Annotated in this window: 16 protein-coding genes; 9 read left to right on the top strand and 7 right to left on the bottom strand. The window is 70.8% G+C overall.

Features of this window, described 5'->3' with window-relative positions:
- Positions 1-119 precede the first annotated feature (119 nt).
- Complete coding sequence (gene katG, locus ACIBUY_RS17160) at positions 120-2,342, top strand: catalase/peroxidase HPI (RefSeq protein WP_399152945.1); 2,223 nt, start codon at positions 120-122, stop codon at positions 2,340-2,342.
- A gap of 136 nt (positions 2,343-2,478) precedes the next feature.
- Here the strand turns inward: katG and ACIBUY_RS17155 are convergent, their stop codons facing one another.
- The gene (locus ACIBUY_RS17155; protein WP_365562791.1) at positions 2,479-2,880 is read right to left on the bottom strand and encodes a CBS domain-containing protein; all 402 of its coding nucleotides are present in this window, start codon (positions 2,878-2,880) and stop codon (positions 2,479-2,481) included.
- A gap of 212 nt (positions 2,881-3,092) precedes the next feature.
- The gene (gene hisN / locus ACIBUY_RS17150) at positions 3,093-3,890 is read right to left on the bottom strand and encodes a histidinol-phosphatase (protein ID WP_365562793.1); all 798 of its coding nucleotides are present in this window, start codon (positions 3,888-3,890) and stop codon (positions 3,093-3,095) included.
- A 145-nt stretch (positions 3,891-4,035) separates the two neighbouring features.
- Here hisN and ACIBUY_RS17145 point away from each other — a divergent pair, with 145 nt between their 5' ends.
- On the top strand, positions 4,036-4,629 hold the full coding sequence (locus tag ACIBUY_RS17145) for a TetR/AcrR family transcriptional regulator (protein WP_365562794.1): 594 nt from the start codon (positions 4,036-4,038) through the stop codon (positions 4,627-4,629).
- On the opposite strand, the gene ACIBUY_RS17140 is transcribed toward ACIBUY_RS17145, so the two are convergent.
- Positions 4,622-6,310 (bottom strand): ABC transporter family substrate-binding protein, encoded by a 1,689-nt coding sequence (locus ACIBUY_RS17140; protein ID WP_399152944.1) that lies wholly within the window; start codon positions 6,308-6,310, stop codon positions 4,622-4,624. The two genes, ACIBUY_RS17145 and ACIBUY_RS17140, sit on opposite strands and share 8 nt — an antisense overlap.
- Before the next feature lie 217 nt (positions 6,311-6,527).
- Between ACIBUY_RS17140 and ACIBUY_RS17135 the strand changes: the two genes are divergently transcribed.
- From ACIBUY_RS17135 to ACIBUY_RS17125, 3 genes are read left to right on the top strand one after another with little or no spacing between them, the layout of a single operon-like run.
- Positions 6,528-7,511, top strand: a complete 984-nt coding sequence (locus ACIBUY_RS17135; protein ID WP_399153171.1) for an ABC transporter permease — start codon at positions 6,528-6,530, stop codon at positions 7,509-7,511.
- 13 nt (positions 7,512-7,524) lie between these two features.
- Entirely contained in the window at positions 7,525-8,433 is a 909-nt protein-coding gene (locus ACIBUY_RS17130) for an ABC transporter permease (protein ID WP_365562799.1), read from the top strand.
- The gene (locus ACIBUY_RS17125; protein WP_399152943.1) at positions 8,423-10,447 is read left to right on the top strand and encodes a dipeptide ABC transporter ATP-binding protein; all 2,025 of its coding nucleotides are present in this window, start codon (positions 8,423-8,425) and stop codon (positions 10,445-10,447) included. Before ACIBUY_RS17130 ends, ACIBUY_RS17125 begins: the two co-directional genes overlap by 11 nt.
- Before the next feature lie 96 nt (positions 10,448-10,543).
- On the opposite strand, the gene ACIBUY_RS17120 is transcribed toward ACIBUY_RS17125, so the two are convergent.
- The 4 genes from ACIBUY_RS17120 to ACIBUY_RS17105 form a co-directional block, all read right to left on the bottom strand.
- The gene (locus ACIBUY_RS17120; protein WP_399152942.1) at positions 10,544-10,867 is read right to left on the bottom strand and encodes a DMT family transporter; all 324 of its coding nucleotides are present in this window, start codon (positions 10,865-10,867) and stop codon (positions 10,544-10,546) included.
- A gap of 95 nt (positions 10,868-10,962) precedes the next feature.
- Entirely contained in the window at positions 10,963-11,973 is a 1,011-nt protein-coding gene (rsgA, locus tag ACIBUY_RS17115; RefSeq protein WP_365562806.1) for a ribosome small subunit-dependent GTPase A, read from the bottom strand.
- Between the two features lie 13 nt (positions 11,974-11,986).
- Entirely contained in the window at positions 11,987-13,312 is a 1,326-nt protein-coding gene (gene aroA, locus ACIBUY_RS17110; protein ID WP_365562809.1) for a 3-phosphoshikimate 1-carboxyvinyltransferase, read from the bottom strand.
- A 44-nt stretch (positions 13,313-13,356) separates the two neighbouring features.
- On the bottom strand, positions 13,357-14,058 hold the full coding sequence (locus tag ACIBUY_RS17105) for a M50 family metallopeptidase (RefSeq protein ID WP_365562811.1): 702 nt from the start codon (positions 14,056-14,058) through the stop codon (positions 13,357-13,359).
- A gap of 53 nt (positions 14,059-14,111) precedes the next feature.
- On the opposite strand from ACIBUY_RS17105, the gene ACIBUY_RS17100 reads away from it, so the two are divergent.
- The 4 genes from ACIBUY_RS17100 to rsrA all read left to right on the top strand — a co-directional run bounded on the left by ACIBUY_RS17100 (position 14,112) and on the right by rsrA (position 16,815).
- Positions 14,112-14,927, top strand: coding sequence for an SOS response-associated peptidase (locus tag ACIBUY_RS17100; protein ID WP_399152941.1), 816 nt, complete (start codon positions 14,112-14,114; stop codon positions 14,925-14,927).
- A 46-nt stretch (positions 14,928-14,973) separates the two neighbouring features.
- Positions 14,974-15,609: an alpha/beta family hydrolase gene (locus ACIBUY_RS17095; RefSeq protein WP_399152940.1), complete on the top strand. Its 636-nt coding sequence runs from the start codon at positions 14,974-14,976 to the stop codon at positions 15,607-15,609.
- A 244-nt stretch (positions 15,610-15,853) separates the two neighbouring features.
- On the top strand, positions 15,854-16,528 hold the full coding sequence (gene sigR / locus ACIBUY_RS17090) for an RNA polymerase sigma factor SigR (protein WP_365562820.1): 675 nt from the start codon (positions 15,854-15,856) through the stop codon (positions 16,526-16,528).
- Entirely contained in the window at positions 16,525-16,815 is a 291-nt protein-coding gene (rsrA, locus tag ACIBUY_RS17085) for a mycothiol system anti-sigma-R factor (protein WP_365562823.1), read from the top strand. Before sigR ends, rsrA begins: the two co-directional genes overlap by 4 nt.
- Positions 16,816-16,846 lie beyond the last annotated feature (31 nt).

Genomic DNA, 16,846 nt, shown 5'->3' with positions numbered 1-16,846 from the left:
AAGGGGACCTAGATCCCGAACGGGTGTGACTTTGGAGCCTTACTTGACTTAGACATTGTCCATTGTAGGATCACAAACGGCTCAGGCCAAGCGACAGGACGACTCCGGAAGGGCCCCCAATGTCCGAGAATCACGATGCAATCGTCACCGACCCGAAGGCGGAGGGGACGGGAGGCTGCCCGGTCGCGCACGGTCGTGCGGCGCACCCGACCCAGGGCGGTGGAAACCGCCAGTGGTGGCCGGAGCGGCTCAATCTGAAGATCCTCGCCAAGAACCAGCCGGTGGCGAACCCGCTGGGCGGCGACTTCGACTACGCCGAGGCGTTCAACTCCCTCGACCTTCCGGCCGTGAAGCAGGACATCGCCGAGGTGCTCACCACCTCGCAGGACTGGTGGCCCGCCGACTTCGGCAACTACGGCCCGCTGATGATCCGCATGGCCTGGCACAGCGCCGGTACGTACCGCATCAGTGACGGCCGCGGCGGTGCCGGCGGCGGTCAGCAGCGCTTCGCCCCGCTCAACAGCTGGCCGGACAACGCGAGCCTGGACAAGGCCCGCCGTCTGCTGTGGCCGGTCAAGAAGAAGTACGGCCAGTCCATCTCCTGGGCCGACCTCTTCGTCCTCACGGGCAACGTCGCGCTGGAGACGATGGGCTTCGACACCTTCGGCTTCGCCGGCGGCCGCGTGGACGAGTGGGAGCCCGACGAGGACGTCTACTGGGGTCCCGAGACCGAGTGGCTGGGCGACGAGCGCTACACCGGTGACCGTGAGCTGGAGAACCCGCTCGCCGCGGTCCAGATGGGCCTCATCTACGTCAACCCCGAGGGTCCCAACGGGAACCCGGACCCGATCGCCGCGGCCCGCGACATCCGCGAGACGTTCCGCCGCATGGCGATGAACGACGAGGAGACCGTCGCCCTCATCGCCGGTGGCCACACCTTCGGCAAGACCCACGGTGCCGGTCCCGCGGACAACGTGGCGGACGACCCCGAGGCCGCGCCGATGGAGCAGCTGGGCCTCGGCTGGAAGAGCTCGTACGGCACGGGCGTCGGCAAGGACGCCATCACCTCCGGCCTCGAGGTCACCTGGACCGAGACGCCCACCCAGTGGGGCAACGGGTTCTTCAAGAACCTCTTCGAGTACGAGTACGAGCTCACGCAGAGCCCGGCCGGCGCCAACCAGTGGGTCGCCAAGGACGCGCCGGAGGTCATCCCGGACGCCTTCGACGCCACCAAGAAGCACCGCCCGACGATGCTCACCACCGACCTCTCGCTGCGCTTCGACCCGAGCTACGAGCAGATCTCGCGGCGCTTCTACGAGAACCCGGACCAGTTCGCGGACGCCTTCGCCCGTGCCTGGTACAAGCTGACGCACCGTGACATGGGCCCGGTCGTCCGCTACCTCGGCCCGGAGGTCCCCTCCGAGGAGCTGCTGTGGCAGGACCCGCTGCCGCAGGCCACCGGTGAGGTCATCGGCGCCGCGGACGTCGCCGCGCTCAAGGAGCAGATCCTCGGCTCGGACCTCACGGTCGCGCAGCTGGTCTCCGCCGCCTGGGCCGCCGCCTCCTCCTTCCGCGGCAGCGACAAGCGCGGTGGCGCCAACGGCGGCCGCATCCGCCTCGAGCCGCAGCGCGGCTGGGAGGTCAACAACCCGGACGACCTGGCGCAGGTCCTGCGCACCCTCGAGGGCGTCCAGGAGTCCTTCAACGCCAAGGGCGGCGCGCAGGTCTCGCTCGCCGACCTCGTCGTGCTCGCGGGCTCCGCGGCCGTCGAGAAGGCGGCGAGGGACGGCGGCGTCGCCGTCGAGGTGCCGTTCTCCGCGGGCCGTGTGGACGCCTCGCAGGAGCAGACGGACGTCGAGTCGTTCGCCGCGCTCGAGCCGGTCGCCGACGGCTTCCGCAACTACGCGGGCAAGGGCAACCGCCTGCCCGCCGAGTTCCTGCTGGTCGACAAGGCGAACCTGCTCAACCTGAGCGCGCCCGAGCTGACCGTCCTCGTCGGCGGTCTGCGCGTCCTCGGCGCCAACACGGGCGGTTCAAAGCACGGCGTCTTCACCGACAGGCCGGGCACGCTGACGAACGACTTCTTCGTCAACCTGCTCGACCTGGGCACCGAGTGGAAGTCGACCTCCTCCGCGCAGGACGAGTTCGAGGCCCGCGACGCGTCCGGTGCCGTCAAGTGGACCGGTACCCGCGCCGACCTGGTCTTCGGCTCGAACTCGGAGCTGCGTGCCGTCGCCGAGGTGTACGCGAGCGACGACGCCAAGGAGAAGTTCGTGAAGGACTTCGTCGCGGCGTGGGCCAAGGTCATGGACCTCGACCGGTTCGACCTGGCCGGTCACTGAGCCCGGTGAGCGCCGGGTGAGCACCGCGGTCATGGCCCTTCGCGGCTGATCACCCTGCGCCCGCCGTACGGCGGGAGGGCCGGTTCCCCTGAGGGAGCCGGCCCTCTTTGCGTGGGCTCCTTCGAGGCCCTCGGGCTCAGACGGTCAGGGTCGCCGCGTGCCGCCGCGACGGCGCCCAGCAGCGGATGATGTCGCGCACGGAGACGATGCCGACCGGCTCCTGCCCGTCGAGCACGATGAGATGGCGGAAGCCGCCGTGCGCCATCGCCTCGGCCGCGTCCTCCAGGGTCCAGGCCGGGGCCGCGAAGACGACGTCGGTCGTGGTGTGGGTGTCGGCGGTCTCGAAGTCGGGATTCTGGCCGATGCCGAGGGAGTTGAGGATGTCGCGCTCGGTGAGGATGCCGATGCCGCTGCCGTCCGGGTCGAGGACGACTGCCGCTCCGACGCGGCGCGCGGACATCAGGCGGGCCGCCTGGCGCAGGGTGTGGGTGGGTCCGATGGTGAGGACCATCGTGCTCATGGCGTCACGGACGAGCATGGATGGAGCCACCTTCCTGTGGAGTCACTTGCCGGTCGCCGCACGGTCGGCGTGAAGCGATTCACAAGTTCACAAGTGGGGGGACTCTCAGAGTTGCAGGTAAAGGGAGTACCAACAAGGGGGCGCGTGAAGCGACTTCAGGGGCGCCCAAAGATCGTAAGAACTTCGGTCGCGCCCCTGGTCAGTGCCGGTGCACGGCGAACAGCCGCCGGTCAGCGCTGGTTGAGGTAGCTGAGCAGCTCGCCGTGGAGCAGTCCGTTCGACGCCGCCGCGTTGCCGCTGTGCGGGCCCGCGCGGCCGTCGAGGCCGGTGAAGGAGCCGCCCGCCTCGGTCACCACGATCGCGGGCGCCGCCATGTCCCACAGGGAGAGCTCCGGCTCGGCGGCCAGGTCCACCGAGCCCTCGGCGACCATCATGTAGGGCCAGAAGTCGCCGTATCCGCGCGTGCGCCACACGGCCCGGGTCAGATCCAGGAACCCGTCGAGGCGCCCCTGCTCCTCCCAGCCGGTCAGTGAGGAGTACGCGAGGGAGGCGTCGGACAGGCGGTTCACCTGGGACACGTGCAGCCGGGACGCGGAGGTCAGGCTGCGGCCCGTGAACGCGCCCGCGCCCTTGGCCGCCCACCAGCGCCGTCCGAGCGCCGGCGCCGAGACGACCCCGACGACCGGCTGGTAGCCGCCCTCGCCCGCCTCCATCAGCGCGATGAGGGTCGCCCAGACCGGCACTCCGCGTACGTAGTTCTTCGTGCCGTCGATCGGGTCGATCACCCAGCGGCGCGGGCCCGTGCCCTCGACGCCGTACTCCTCACCGAGGACCGCGTCGCGCGGCCGCGCCCGCTGCAGATGGCCACGGATCAGCTCCTCCGCCGCCTTGTCCGCCTCGCTCACCGGCGTCATGTCCGGCTTGGTCTCCACCTTCAGGTCGAGAGCCTTGAACCGGTCCATCGTCGCGGCGTCGGCGGCGTCCGCGAGGACGTGGGCGAGACGCAGATCATCGTGGTAGTCGGGCATGAGTGCACAGTATCGATCGCGCTCGGTCCGCTGCTACAGGGCCCTGGCCGGGGCCGGGGGGTCACGCGGACTATTGACAGTGCGGACAAGCCCGTCAACTCTGGCGAAACAAGCCGTACGGTCCCGGCGGCCCGGGGAGGCGACGATGCCTGCAGCGCGGGAATCCCTACTGGACGCGGCCTACACGGCGCTCGCCCGGCGGCCCTGGGGCGGGGTGCGGATGGTCGACGTCGCGGCGGTCGCCGGGGTCTCCCGGCAGACCCTCTACAACGAGTTCGGCAGCAAGGAGGGCCTGGCCAGAGCCCTCGTGCGGCGCGAGGCCGACGCCTATCTCGCCGGGGTCGACCGGGCGCTGCGCGAGGGCGGGCTCGACACCGTCGCCGAGTGGACCGTGGCCAGCGCCCGCCGCAACCCGCTGGTGCGGGCCGCGCTCACCGGCTGCTGGAGCGAGCGGCTGCCCTCGCCGACGCTGTCCGCGGTGCCGTCGTCCTCGGCCGTGCCCGCGCAGCGCCGCGCGGACGGGCCGCTGCCCGCCCCCGCCGACCTCGTCGCCGCCGTACGCGACCGGTCCCTGGCCGCGCTCGGCACGGCCGGCGCGGCCAAGACGGAGTCGGAGGCGCTCGCCAGGGACTGCGAGCTGGCGGTGCGCCTCGCGCTGTCCTGCGTGATGGTGCCGCCGGGGGACGGCGGCGTCGGGCGCCTCGTGCGGGAGGCGGTCCGCCAGGGGCGGGCTACTTGAGCCAGCCGATCTTCGTGTAGTCCCGGCTGGCGAGGCCCTCGGCCCCGTAGTTCGCGAGGCCCGAGCGGACGGCGACGATCTGCGGGCGCTGGTACAGCTCGATGGAGTGGCCGAGCTTCCACAGTTCCTTGTCGGCCTCGTTGTAGAGCTTGTTCGCCTCTGTCGTGTCGACGGTCTGCTGCGCCTTCTTCAGCAGCGCGTCGATCTTCGGGGAGCCGATGGAGCCGTAGTTCTGGAAGAGGTTCTTGCCCTGCGGCTGCACGAAGGTGGGGGTGACGACGCTCTTGAAGACCGCGTCGACGTTGCGGAAGCTCGTCAGGTCGAAGTTGCCGGTGTTCACGAACTTCGTGAAGTAGTCGTTCGCCGGGACCTTCTTCAGCGTGATCTTGATGCCGACCGCGGCCAGCTGCTGCTGCACCAGCTCCGCCTGGTCGACCTGCGCCGACGAACTGCCCGCGCTCAGCGTGTACTCCAGCGTGAGCTGCTTGCCGTCCTTGGTGCGCGGCTTGCCCGCACCGGCCGACTTCCACCCGGCCGCGTCGAGCAGCTTGCCCGCCTTCTCGGGGTCGTACTTCCCGTACTCGCCCGAATTGCTCTGGTAGCCCTCCTGGTTGGGCATGAAGAGGTGGTTGTCGAGCGGCTTCAGCTCGAAGGAGAGGTCCTTGCTGAAGGCGGTGTTGATGCCCTTGCGGTCGATCGCGTTGCCGAGCGCCTGGCGGACGCGGACGTCCTTGAGCGGGCCGCGCGCGCCGTTCAGCGCGATGTGCACCTCGTCCCAGCGGGCGCCGCGCCGGATGTCGGTGCCGGGCGCCTTCACCAGACGCTTGTAGTCCTCGGGCAGCAGCGCGGTGGCCTGGTCGATCTCCTTGTTGAGATACGCCTCGGTGGTCGCCGTGAAGTCGACGATGCGGTAGACCACCGAGTCCAACTTGGGCTTCGGGCCCCACCAGTCGGGGTCCGGGACGATCGTGATGGTCTGCGCCGTCCTGTCGATCTCCTTGACCTTGAAGGCGTTCGCCGTGACCGGGAGCTTCTGCGTCCACCCGGTGTTGAACTTCTCCGGGGTGTCGATGTACGCCGCCGGGTACACGGGGTCGAACAGGTTCTGCCACTCCGCGTACGGCTTGTCGAAGGTGATCCGGACGCCGTGCGCGTCCTTGCCCTGCTCGACCTTGGAGATCTCCTCGTAGCCGTCGGTGACGGCCGCCTCGTAGTCCTTGTCCCGGCCGTTCAGGGCCTTCCACTGAGCGGCGAAGTCCTTCCAGCTCAGCGGCTTTCCGTCGGACCACTTGGCCTTCGGGTTGAGCTCGTACTCCACGACCTGGGGTTCGGTGGAGACGACCTTCGCCGAGGTGAGGAAGTTCGGGTTGATGTGCTGCGCGCCCTTGGCGTCGTTGTCGAACAGGTCGGGCAGCAGCGCCCCGTCGACCTCCGTGGCGTCGCCCTGGAAGCCGTCCGGGGTGTTCCAGTTGAAGTTCGCGGGCCACGTCGACAGGCCCATCTTCAGCGTCCCGCCCTGCTTCAGGTCGCTCAGCGGACGGGCGTTGACGTTCTGCCCGTCGACCGCGGGAGCCGCCTGCTTCTTCACCGGCTTGCCGTCGTCGGAGGAGCCGCAGCCCGCGAGCACCAGAGTGGCCGACAGGGCAGCGGCGGCTGTGGCGGTGACGGTGGTTCTGCGCATGGTGGGTCTTCCTCCGGGTTGTACGAGTCGCACGAGTCGTACGCGTCGTGTCGTGCGCGGCCGGATCCGCGGCCGCGGTCGGCGTGACCGTAAGCCGGTCGACGACGCCCGCGGAAGGGTTCCCCGGAGATGACATGCGCTCTTCATGATGTGGCAACAAGTCGCGATCATGCTTACTGCAACAAGCCGATGACCTGCACAAATGGAGGCGGAACAGGTGTGGGGCTATCTGGGCAAGCGGGTCGGCTACTACGTCGTCCTGCTCGCCGTCGCCATCGCCCTCTCGTATCTGATCGCCTCGCTGGCCCTGGACCCGCGCGCGTACTACGAGGGCCGCCAGCCGCCGCTGTCGCCGGCGGCCGTCGACCACCACCTGACCGCGATCGGCGTCAACGATCACAGGGCGCTGCCCGCCCGCTTCCTCAGCTGGGCCGGACACGCCGTCCACGGCGACCTGGGGCTGACCATCGACGGCTCGTCCGTGAGCGCCGAGTTCGGGCGGCGGATCGGGGTGAGCCTGCGCCTGCTGCTGCTCGGCACGATCGCGGGCACCGTGCTCGGCGTCCTCGCCGGGGCCTGGACGGCGGTGCGCCAATACCGTCTGTCCGACCGGGCGTTGACGATCACGTCCTTCGCGCTGCTCTCGACTCCCGTGTTCCTGCTGGCCGTTCTGCTCAAGATCGGCGCGATCTGGTTCAACCAGCGGACCGGCACGGACGTCATCCGGTTCACCGGCGAGAAGAGCCCGGGCGTCGACTCCGGCTTCTGGCCGATCCTCAAGGACCGCTCGGTGCACCTGCTGCTGCCGACGGTCTCCATCGCCCTCGGCGCGATCGCGAGCTACAGCCGCTACCAGCGCTCCGCGATGCTCGACGTCCTGGGCGCCGACTATCTGCGCACGGCCCGCGCGAAGGGCCTCACGCACCGCACGGCCCTGCTCAGACACGGGCTGCGCACGGCGCTCATCCCCATGTCCACCTTCTTCTCCTACGGCTTCCTCGCGCTGTTCACCGGCGCCACCTTCACCGAGACGATCTTCGGCTGGCACGGCATGGGCGAGTGGTTCGTCTCCTCCATCGGCAAGAACGACGTCAACTCCGTCGTCGCCGTCAACGTCTTCGCCGCGGTGGTCGTGCTCCTGTCGGGCTTCCTCGCCGACGTCCTGCACGCCGCCCTCGACCCGCGCGTCCGCCGCGCCTGAGTGACCAACTGCCATGACTGCCACCCTTGTTGAGACGACACCGCCCGTCGCCAGGCCCCGGGGCCGAGGCGCGGTCGTCGCGCGCCGCTTCCTGCGCAACCGGAGCGCCCTCGCGGGGGCGGGCGTCCTCCTCCTGCTCGTCGCCCTCGCCGTGCTCGGACCGCACCTGACCTCATGGTCGTACGAGACGGTCGACTACACGGCGCTGCGCGAGGCGCCGTCGCCCGACCACTGGTGGGGCACCAACCGCATCGGCCAGGACGTCTTCGCGCAGACCGTGCGCGGACTGCAGAAGTCCCTGGTCATCGGGGTGCTCGTGGCCCTGTTCGCGACGGGGCTCGCGGCGCTGGTCGGGGCGTGCGCCGGGTACTTCGGGGGCTGGGCCGACCGGGCGCTCATGTTCCTCGTCGACCTGCTGCTCGTCTTCCCGTCGTTCCTCATCATCGCGATCGTCTCGCCGCGGCTGCGGGGCCTCGGCTGGTTCGCGTTCGTCGGACTGCTCGCCGTCTTCGGCTGGATGATCACGGCGCGCGTCGTGCGCTCCATGACGGTCTCGCTCAAGGAACGCGAATTCGTGCGCGCGGCACGGTACATGGGCGTCGGCCCGTTCACGATCATCCGCCGGCACGTGCTGCCGAACATCGCCTCGTTCCTCATCATCGACGCGACCATCGCGGTCGGCGGCGCGGTCATGAGCGAGACGGCCCTGTCCTACTTCGGGTTCGGCGTCCAGTCGCCCGACGTCTCGCTCGGCACGCTGATCGCGTCGACGACCGGGGCCGCGATCACCTACCCGTGGATGTTCTTCTTCCCCGCGGGCCTGCTGATCGTCTTCGTCCTCGCGGTGAATCTGGTCGGCGACGGGCTGCGCGACGCGCTCGACCCGACCGCCTCGGGAAAGGGCGCGCGCCGTGCTGCTTGAAGTGACCGACCTGCACGTCGAGTTCGACGGAAAGGCCGCGGTGCGCGGCGTGGACCTGAGCCTGGAGCGCGGCCAGGTCCTCGGCCTCGTGGGGGAGTCGGGCTCCGGCAAGTCGGCCACCGCGCTCGCCCTCCTCGGACTCCTGCCGGGCAATGCTTCCGTACGAGGTTCCGTACGCCTCGACGGACAGGAGCTGGTCGGCGCGTCCGACCGGGAGCTGTCGCGGGTGCGCGGTGCGCGCATCGGCATGGTCTTCCAGGACCCGCTGTCCGCCTTCACGCCCGTGTACCGGATCGGCGACCAGATCGCCGAGGCCGTCCGCGCCCACCGGGACGTCTCACGGGATGCGGCCCGCCAACGGGCCGTGGAACTCCTGGAGTTGGTCGGCATCCCGCGGGCGCGCGAGCGGGCGGACGCCTACCCGCACGAGTTCTCCGGCGGCATGCGCCAGCGCGCGATGATCGCCATGGCCATCGCGAACGACCCGGACGTCATCGTCGCCGACGAGCCCACGACCGCCCTCGACGTGACCATCCAGGCCCAGGTCCTCGACGTGCTGCGCACCGCTCAGCGCGAGACCGGCGCCGCCGTGGTGCTGGTCAGCCACGACCTCGGCGTCGTCGCCGGGACGGCCGACCGGGTCGCCGTGATGTACGGGGGCCGGGTCGTGGAGAGCGGCCCCGTGGACGAGGTGTTCCGGGCGCCCCGCATGCCGTACACGCTGGGGCTGCTCGGCGCCGTCCCGCGGATCGACGGGGCCGCCGAGGTGCTCGTGCCCGTGCCCGGGGTGGCGCCCGGGGCAGGGGAGTCGGGCCCCGGCTGCGCCTTCGCGGCGCGCTGCCCGCTGGCCGACGAGCGGTGCGAGAAGGGCGTACCGCAGGCGCGGGAGGTGGGCGCGGGGCACCGTGCGGCGTGCCTGAAGGTGTCGGAGCTGGCGGGGGCCGCGCCGCGGGACGTGTTCCCGGTGCCGGAGATTCCGCCCGTCCGAGAGCAACCGGCCGACAGCGCACCGGTGTTGAAGGTGCGCGACCTCGCCAAGACCTTCCCCGTCCACAAGGGCTCCGCCTTCAAGCGGCGCGTGGGCAGCGTCTACGCCGTCGACGGCGTAGACCTCGACATCGCACGCGGCGAGACCCTCGCCCTGGTCGGCGAGTCCGGGTCAGGAAAGTCGACGACGCTCTTCGAACTCCTCGAACTGAAGCGGCCCGAGGGCGGCGACATCGAGCTGTTCGGGCAGTCGGTGAGCACGCTCGACCCCGCCGGGCGGCGGGCCGTGCGGCGGCGCGTGCAGATCGTCTTCCAGGACCCGATGGCCTCGCTCGACCCGCGCATGCCCGTCGGCGACATCGTCACCGAGCCGCTGCGGGCCCAGGGCGCGGGGCGGGCCGTGGCCGCGCGGCGCGGGCCCGAACTCCTCGAACTCGTCGGGCTCGACCCCGACCGTGCCGAGCGCTACCCGCACGAGTTCTCCGGCGGGCAGCGCCAGCGCATCGGCATCGCCCGCGCCCTGTCCGTCGACCCGGAGCTGCTGGTGCTCGACGAGCCGGTGTCCGCGCTCGACGTGTCCGTGCAGGCGGGCGTGCTCAACCTGCTCCAGCGGCTGAAGGGGGAGCTCGGGCTCGCGTACCTCTTCGTCTCGCACGACCTGTCCGTCGTCCGGCACATCGCGGACCGGGTCAGCGTCATGTACCTGGGGCGGACCGTGGAGTCGGGCCCCGTCGCGGACGTCTTCGAGCGGCCGCTGCATCCGTACACGCAGGCGCTGCTTTCGGCGGTGCCGGTGCCGGATCCCGGCGTGGAGCGGGATCGACGGCGGGGGCGGATTCTGTTGGCGGGGGACCCGCCGAGCCCTACCGAGCGGGTTGCGGGGTGCCGGTTTCGGGGGCGGTGCTTTGTGTATGCCGGGTTGGGGGAGGCGGAGCGGGCTCGGTGTGCGGGGGAGGTGCCTGCTGCTCCGGGGGCCTCGGAGCACGGGGCCGCTTGTCACTTCGCCCGGGTACGGGAGGTCGTCTGAGCGGTGCGCCCAAGAGCTCGGTGCCGGCCGTGGCGTCGGCGCGTGCGCGTCCGTCGTGGCCGGTCGCGCAGTTCCCCGCGCCCCTTGCGGGGCGTCTCAGTGCGCCGAGCCCGAAAGCTGGAGGCCGATCACTCCCGCCACCACCAGGCTGATCGAGACGATCTTCAGGGTGGAGACGACGTCGCCGAGGAAGACCATGCCGTAGATCGCCGTGCCGGCCGCGCCGATGCCCGTCCAGACCGCGTAGGCCGGGCCCACGTCGAGTTTCTTCAGGGACAGCGTCAGCAGACCGAAACTGCCCAGCGCGAAGCTGGCGAACGCGACCGTCGGCCACAGCCGGGTGAAGCCGTGCGAGAGCTTCAGACAGACGGCGAAACCGGTCTCCAGGATCCCTGCGACGATGACCAGCAGCCACGCCATGTGTTGTGCCTCCCGCGTTCCACTGATCGATCTTGGTTCCGGCTTGGTGCGATTATGCCTTTACCGGAGCGCGGGGGCAGCAAACAAGACAGAGGTCAGTCGCCCTCACGGCGCTCGCGCGTGGCCAGCAGACGGCGCAGCGAGTAGAGCCGGGCCGGGTCCGCGTGGCCCTCCTCGACCCAGGCGTCCAGGGCGCACTCCGGCTCGTCGTGGCTGCACGCGCGCGGGCAGTTCTCCGTGCCGGGCTCCAGATCGGGGAAGGCGTGGATGACCCGCGACGGGTCCACGTGGTGCAGGCCGAACGAGCGCACGCCCGGGGTGTCGACCACCCAGCCCGCGTCGTCCGGCAGCGGCAGGGCGAGCGCCGAGGTGGTGGTGTGGCGGCCGCGGCCCGTGACCGCGTTGACATGGCCGGTGCTGCGCCGCTTGTCGATCGGCACCAGCGCGTTGACCAGCGTCGTCTTGCCCACGCCCGAGTGCCCGACGAACGCGGTGATCTTCCCGTCCAGCTGCTCGCGCACCCGGGCGACCGCCGTGCCGTCCTCCAGCTCCTCGCGGCTCGTCACGACGTAGGGGATGTCGAGTGCTCCGTACAGGTCGAGGAGCTTGTCCGGCGGGGCGAGGTCCGACTTCGTCAGGACCAGCAGGGGCTCGAGACCGCCGTCGTACGCCGCCACCAGACAGCGGTCGATCATGCGCGGGCGCGGCTCGGGGTCGGCGAGGGCGGTGACGACGGCGAGCCGGTCCGCGTTGGCGACGACGACCCGCTCGTAGGGGTCGTCGTCGTCCGCCGTGCGGCGCAGCACCGAGCTGCGCGGCTCGATGCGGACGATGCGCGCGAGGGTGTCCTTCTTGCCGGACAGATCCCCGACGACGGCGACCCGGTCCCCGACCACGGCGGCCTTGCGGCCCAGCTCGCGGGCCTTCATGGCGTGGACGGGCGTGCCGTCGATGAGGACGGTGAGCCGCCCCCGGTCGACGGTGAGGACCATGCCCTCCGCCGCGTCCTCGTGCTTGGGCCTGATGTTCGTACGGGGACGCGTGCCCTTGCGCCCGGGGCGCTGGCGGATGTCGTCCTCGTCGGTGTTCTTGCTGTAGCGGCGCATCGCGGTGTGTCCCCTACGGCCTGTCGGTCCCGAGCATCGAGGTCCACATGTCGGGGAAGTCCGGCAGCGTCTTGGCGGTCGTCGCGACGTTCTCGATCTGTACGCCCTCCACGGCCAGGCCGATGATCGCGCCCGCCGTCGCCATGCGGTGGTCGTCGTACGTGTGGAAGATCCCGCCGTGCAGCCGGCGCGGGCGGATGTGCAGGCCGTCCGCCGTCTCGGTGACGTCACCGCCCAGCTCGTTGATCTCCTTGGTGAGCGCGGCCAGCCGGTCCGTCTCGTGCAGGCGCAGGTGGGCGACGCCGCGCAGCGTGGACGGGCCGTCGGCGAGCGCCGCGACGGCGGCGATGCCGGGGGTCAGCTCGCCGACCTCGCCCAGGTCCACGTCGATGCCGTGGATCGATCCCGAACCGGTGAACTCGAGCCCGTTCCCGGTGAGTTCGCAGCTGCCGCCCATCTGCGTGAAGATGTCGCGCAGCGCGTCGCCGGGCTGCGTGGTGCGGGCCGGCCAGTCGGGGATCGTGACCGTGCCGCCGGTGATCAGGGCGGCGGCCAGGAACGGCTGGGCGTTGGACAGGTCGGGCTCGATGACGATGTCCCGGCCGAGCAGCGCGCCCGGCGTGACCCGCCACACGTCGGCCTCGCCGCCCGACTCCGGGGTGTCGACCTGGGCGCCGACCGCGCGCAGCATGTCGACCGTCATCCGGATGTGCGGCATGGACGGCAGCGAGGAGCCGGTGTGGCGGACCTCGACGCCCTGGTTGAAGCGCGGCCCGGACAGCAGCAGCGCCGACACGAACTGGGACGAGGACGAGGCGTCGATCTCGACGGGACCGCCGTCGAGGGCGCCCCCGCCGTGCACCGTCAGCGGCAGCGCGCCGCGCCCCTCGTCGTCGATCCGGGCGCCGAGGACGCGCAGCGCGTCGATGACGCCGTGCAGCGGACGCTCGTACGAACGGGGATCGCCGTCGAACCGGATCGGCCCGTCGGCGAGCGCCGCGACCGGCGGCAGGAAGCGCATGACCGTGCCCGCGTTGCCCACGTCGACCGTGGCCGGGCCCTGCAACTGGCCCGGGATCACGCGCCAGGCCTCACCGGAGCCGTCGGGGCCGACGCCCTCCTCGATGCCGACGCCCATCGCGCGCAGGGCGCCCGCCATCAGGAGGGTGTCGCGGGAGCGCAGCGGTCGGCGCAGCCAGCCCGGCTCCGCGGCGAGCGCGGCCAGGACGAGAGCGCGGTTGGTGACGGACTTGGACCCCGGCACGGAAACGGTGGCGTCGACGGCTCCGCTCGCGAGAGGGGCGGGCCACAGGGCGGTGTGCGCGGGGTTCGTGGTCATGCCTTTACTTTAGTGCGCCCCACAGGACGGGCCTGTTCACAGGTTCACAGCCCGAGCAGCCAGCGACCCCCGCCCAGTAGTGCGCACAGTGAGACGGCATGGAAGAAGAACAGCCACATGCCCGCAGGGACGTGCGTGAGGCGCGAGAGCTGGTCCGCGTCCGAGTCCCCGGCGCCACCACGGCGCCGCTTCGACTGCAGCTCGAAGGCCGGGCGCACCCCGCCGAGCAGCAGGAACCAGACCACCGCGTACGCGAACGCCGCCTGGACCTGGGGGCCCGCCAGCCAGGAGACCAGCAGGAAGGCACCGCCGCTGACGACGACGGTCAGCACCCCGTACGCGTTCCTGATCATCACCAGCATCGCCACCAGCAGGGCCGTCGCCAGCCAGAGCAGCAGCGTGATGTGACCGCTGGCCAGGAGGGCGGCGCCGCCGAGGCCGAGCAGCGGCGGGGCCGTGTACCCGGCGGCCGCGGTCAGGATCATGCCGAGGCCGTGCGGCTTGCCGCGGCTCACCGTCAGGCCGCTGGTGTCCGAGTGCAGCCGGATGCCATCGAGGCGGCGGCCCATCAGCAGGGCGATCAGGCCGTGGCCGCCCTCGTGGGCGATGGTGATGGCGTTGCGCGAGAGCCGCCAGATGCTGTGCGGGACGATCGCGGCGAGCGCGACGACGCCGGTGGCGATCACCACCCACTGATCGGGGTCGGACTGGGTGCCGACGAGGCGGTCCCAGAGGCTGGCGTCCATGTGTTTCCGGGCTCCCGTTCGATGGGCGGCTTGCTTCTGGCACTGTGGCACGTATGTGCGGACGGTATGCATCGAGTCGTAGGCCCGAGGATCTCGCAGGAGTCTTTGAAGTCGAGCAGTGGGAGCCGGAGGAGGCGTTCGAGCCCGACTTCAACGTGGCACCTACTAAGGAGGTCTACGCCGTACTCGACCGTCCGGTGAGAGACGCCGATGACCCGCGTCCGGTTCGCCAGCTGCGCAAGCTGAAGTGGGGCCTCGTGCCGTCCTGGGCGAAGACGCCCGAGGGCGGCGCCCGCATGATCAACGCGCGCTCCGAGACGGTCCACGAGAAGCCGTCGTACCGGAAGGCCTTCACCACGCGGCGCTGCATCATCCCCGCCGACGGCTATTACGAGTGGGTGACCGCGACGGGGGAGCGCGAGCTCGAGGTCGAGGGCAAGAAGAAGCGGCCGCGCAAGCAGCCGTACTTCGTGACGCCGGCGGACGGATCGGTGTTCGCCATGGCAGGGCTCTACGAGTTCTGGCGCGACCGCACGCTGCCGGACGAGCATCCGCTGGCCTGGTGGGTGACGTGCTCGGTGCTCACCCTGGAGGCGGAGACCGCTCCGCTCGGGGTCGCGCCGAAGGAGGGCCCGCGCTCCTTGGCGGACATCCACCCGCGCATGCCGCTGATGCTGACCCCGGACCGCTGGGACGCGTGGCTCGACCCGTCGCGCACGGACGTGACGGACCTGCGCGGCCTGCTGGCCCCGCCGCCGGAGGGCCTGATGCGGGCGTACCCGGTGTCGACGGCCGTCAGCAACGTCCGCAACAACGGGCCCGAACTCCTGACGGAACTGGAGGGCCCGGAGGAGGGCACGCTGTTCTGAACAGGCCTGAACGGGTCCGGGCAAGGCTCCAGGGCACCATGTCCGCGTGACCCGAACCGAAACCGTCCCCACCGAGACCGGCGACGCCCGCATCACCTGGCACCCGGCGAAGAAGCCCGCCCTGACCCTGGCGGTGAGCCACGGCGCGGGCGGCGGCATCGAGGCCCGTGACCTGCAGGCCCTCGCCGAGGTGCTGCCCGCCCACGGGGTGACCGTCGCTCTCGTGGAGCAGCCCTGGCGCATGGCCGGCAAGAAGGTGGCCCCCGCGCCGAAGACCCTCGACGCCGGGTGGCGGGGCATCTGGCCCGCCCTCGCCGCGGCCGGACCGCCCGTGATCGCCGGAGGCAGGAGCGCCGGGGCCCGCGTCGCCTGCCGCACGGCCGAGGAGCTCGGGGCCGCCGCCGTGCTCGCGCTGAGCTTCCCCCTGCACCCGCCGGGCAAGCCGGAGAAGTCCCGCGCCGAGGAACTGCTGGGCGCGGGGGTGCCGACCCTGGTCGTCCAGGGCGGCAACGACCCGTTCGGCAAGCCGGCCGAGTTCCCCGGCTCCGGTGCGTACGAACTCGTCGAAGTCCCTTTCGGGGACCACGGGTTCGCCGTGCCGAAGCGGGCGGACATCACTCAGGAGGAGGCCCTGGAGGTGCTCACCGGGGCCGTCGTGAAGTGGAGCGGATCACTCGGCTGAGTCCAGGGAATGTTGAGCACCGGACGACTGTTGTGGCGGATGTCGGTGCACACAGTTCGTACGAGAGGAAGTCCGCCGCATGGGTTCCACCATCTGCCCGCAGCGCAGCACCACTCCTGACCTGGAGTGGAGCATGCTGAGCGCGGCCAAGACCGCTCCTATTCGGGCGGCGGGCGGACCGGATCGTCGTCTATCCTCCGATTCGGGTGTGACCTCTTTGGGTCGCACGACGTCGTTTGAGGAGGTGGGTCCGGTCACAGGGACCGACGCAGGGACCGAACACGGCCAGGCGGACGAGCGCCCGGAGCCCGCGGAGAGTACTGCCGAGCGCAATCTGCGCTTCGAGCGGGACGCGCTGGAATTCCTCGACCAGATGTACTCGGCCGCGCTGCGCATGACGCGCAACCCCGCGGACGCCGAGGACCTGGTGCAGGAGACGTACGCCAAGGCGTACGCGTCGTTCCACCAGTTCCGTGAGGGCACGAACCTCAAGGCGTGGCTGTACCGGATCCTGACGAACACCTTCATCAACTCGTACCGCAAGAAGCAGCGCGAGCCCCAGCGCAGTGCCGCCGAGGAGATCGAGGACTGGCAGCTGGCGCGCGCCGAGTCGCACATGTCGACCGGTCTGCGCTCCGCCGAGTCGCAGGCGCTCGACCACCTGCCCGACTCGGACGTGAAGTCGGCCCTGCAGGCGATCCCGGAGGAATTCCGCATCGCCGTCTATCTCGCCGACGTAGAGGGCTTTGCGTACAAGGAGATCGCGGACATCATGGGGACACCCATCGGGACAGTGATGTCCCGGCTCCACCGGGGACGCCGCCAGCTGCGCGGCATGCTGGAGGACTACGCCCGTGACCGCGGGCTCGTCCCGGCCGGCGCCGGAGAGTCGGACGAAGCGAAAGGCTCGGGCTCATGAGCTGCGGAGAGCCGCACGAGACGGACTGCAGTGAGGTCCTCGACCATCTCTATGAGTTCCTTGATCATGAGATGCCGGACTCCGACTGCACCAAGTTCGAGGTGCACTTCGAGGAGTGCTCCCCGTGCCTGGAGAAGTACGGCCTCGAGCAGGCAGTGAAGAAGCTGGTCAAGCGGTGCTGCGGACACGACGACGTGCCGAGTGACCTGCGGGCCAAGGTCATGGGGCGGATCGACGTCATCCGGTCGGGGCAGGCGATGCCCGACGAGGGCACGCCTCTCGCCTGACGGTGTCCTCCGCGGCGTTGTCCGTGACGCC

The organism is Streptomyces sp. NPDC050085 (assembly GCF_044460595.1).
In the GTDB taxonomy this organism is placed as follows: domain Bacteria; phylum Actinomycetota; class Actinomycetes; order Streptomycetales; family Streptomycetaceae; genus Streptomyces.
This window is presented reverse-complemented; position numbering and strand designations above follow the sequence as displayed.

What these genes read in the sequence shown, in the direction of transcription:
- katG (WP_399152945.1), top strand. Translation starts at nt 120, where the DNA reads ATGTCCGAGAATCACGATGCAATCGTCACCGACCCGAAGGCGGAGGGG.
- ACIBUY_RS17155 (WP_365562791.1), bottom strand. Translation starts at nt 2,880, where the DNA reads ATGCTCGTCCGTGACGCCATGAGCACGATGGTCCTCACCATCGGACCC.
- hisN (WP_365562793.1), bottom strand. Translation starts at nt 3,890, where the DNA reads ATGCCCGACTACCACGATGATCTGCGTCTCGCCCACGTCCTCGCGGAC.
- ACIBUY_RS17145 (WP_365562794.1), top strand. Translation starts at nt 4,036, where the DNA reads ATGCCTGCAGCGCGGGAATCCCTACTGGACGCGGCCTACACGGCGCTC.
- ACIBUY_RS17140 (WP_399152944.1), bottom strand. Translation starts at nt 6,310, where the DNA reads ATGCGCAGAACCACCGTCACCGCCACAGCCGCCGCTGCCCTGTCGGCC.
- ACIBUY_RS17130 (WP_365562799.1), top strand. Translation starts at nt 7,525, where the DNA reads ATGACTGCCACCCTTGTTGAGACGACACCGCCCGTCGCCAGGCCCCGG.
- ACIBUY_RS17120 (WP_399152942.1), bottom strand. Translation starts at nt 10,867, where the DNA reads ATGGCGTGGCTGCTGGTCATCGTCGCAGGGATCCTGGAGACCGGTTTC.
- rsgA (WP_365562806.1), bottom strand. Translation starts at nt 11,973, where the DNA reads ATGCGCCGCTACAGCAAGAACACCGACGAGGACGACATCCGCCAGCGC.
- aroA (WP_365562809.1), bottom strand. Translation starts at nt 13,312, where the DNA reads ATGACCACGAACCCCGCGCACACCGCCCTGTGGCCCGCCCCTCTCGCG.
- ACIBUY_RS17105 (WP_365562811.1), bottom strand. Translation starts at nt 14,058, where the DNA reads ATGGACGCCAGCCTCTGGGACCGCCTCGTCGGCACCCAGTCCGACCCC.
- ACIBUY_RS17100 (WP_399152941.1), top strand. Translation starts at nt 14,112, where the DNA reads ATGTGCGGACGGTATGCATCGAGTCGTAGGCCCGAGGATCTCGCAGGA.
- rsrA (WP_365562823.1), top strand. Translation starts at nt 16,525, where the DNA reads ATGAGCTGCGGAGAGCCGCACGAGACGGACTGCAGTGAGGTCCTCGAC.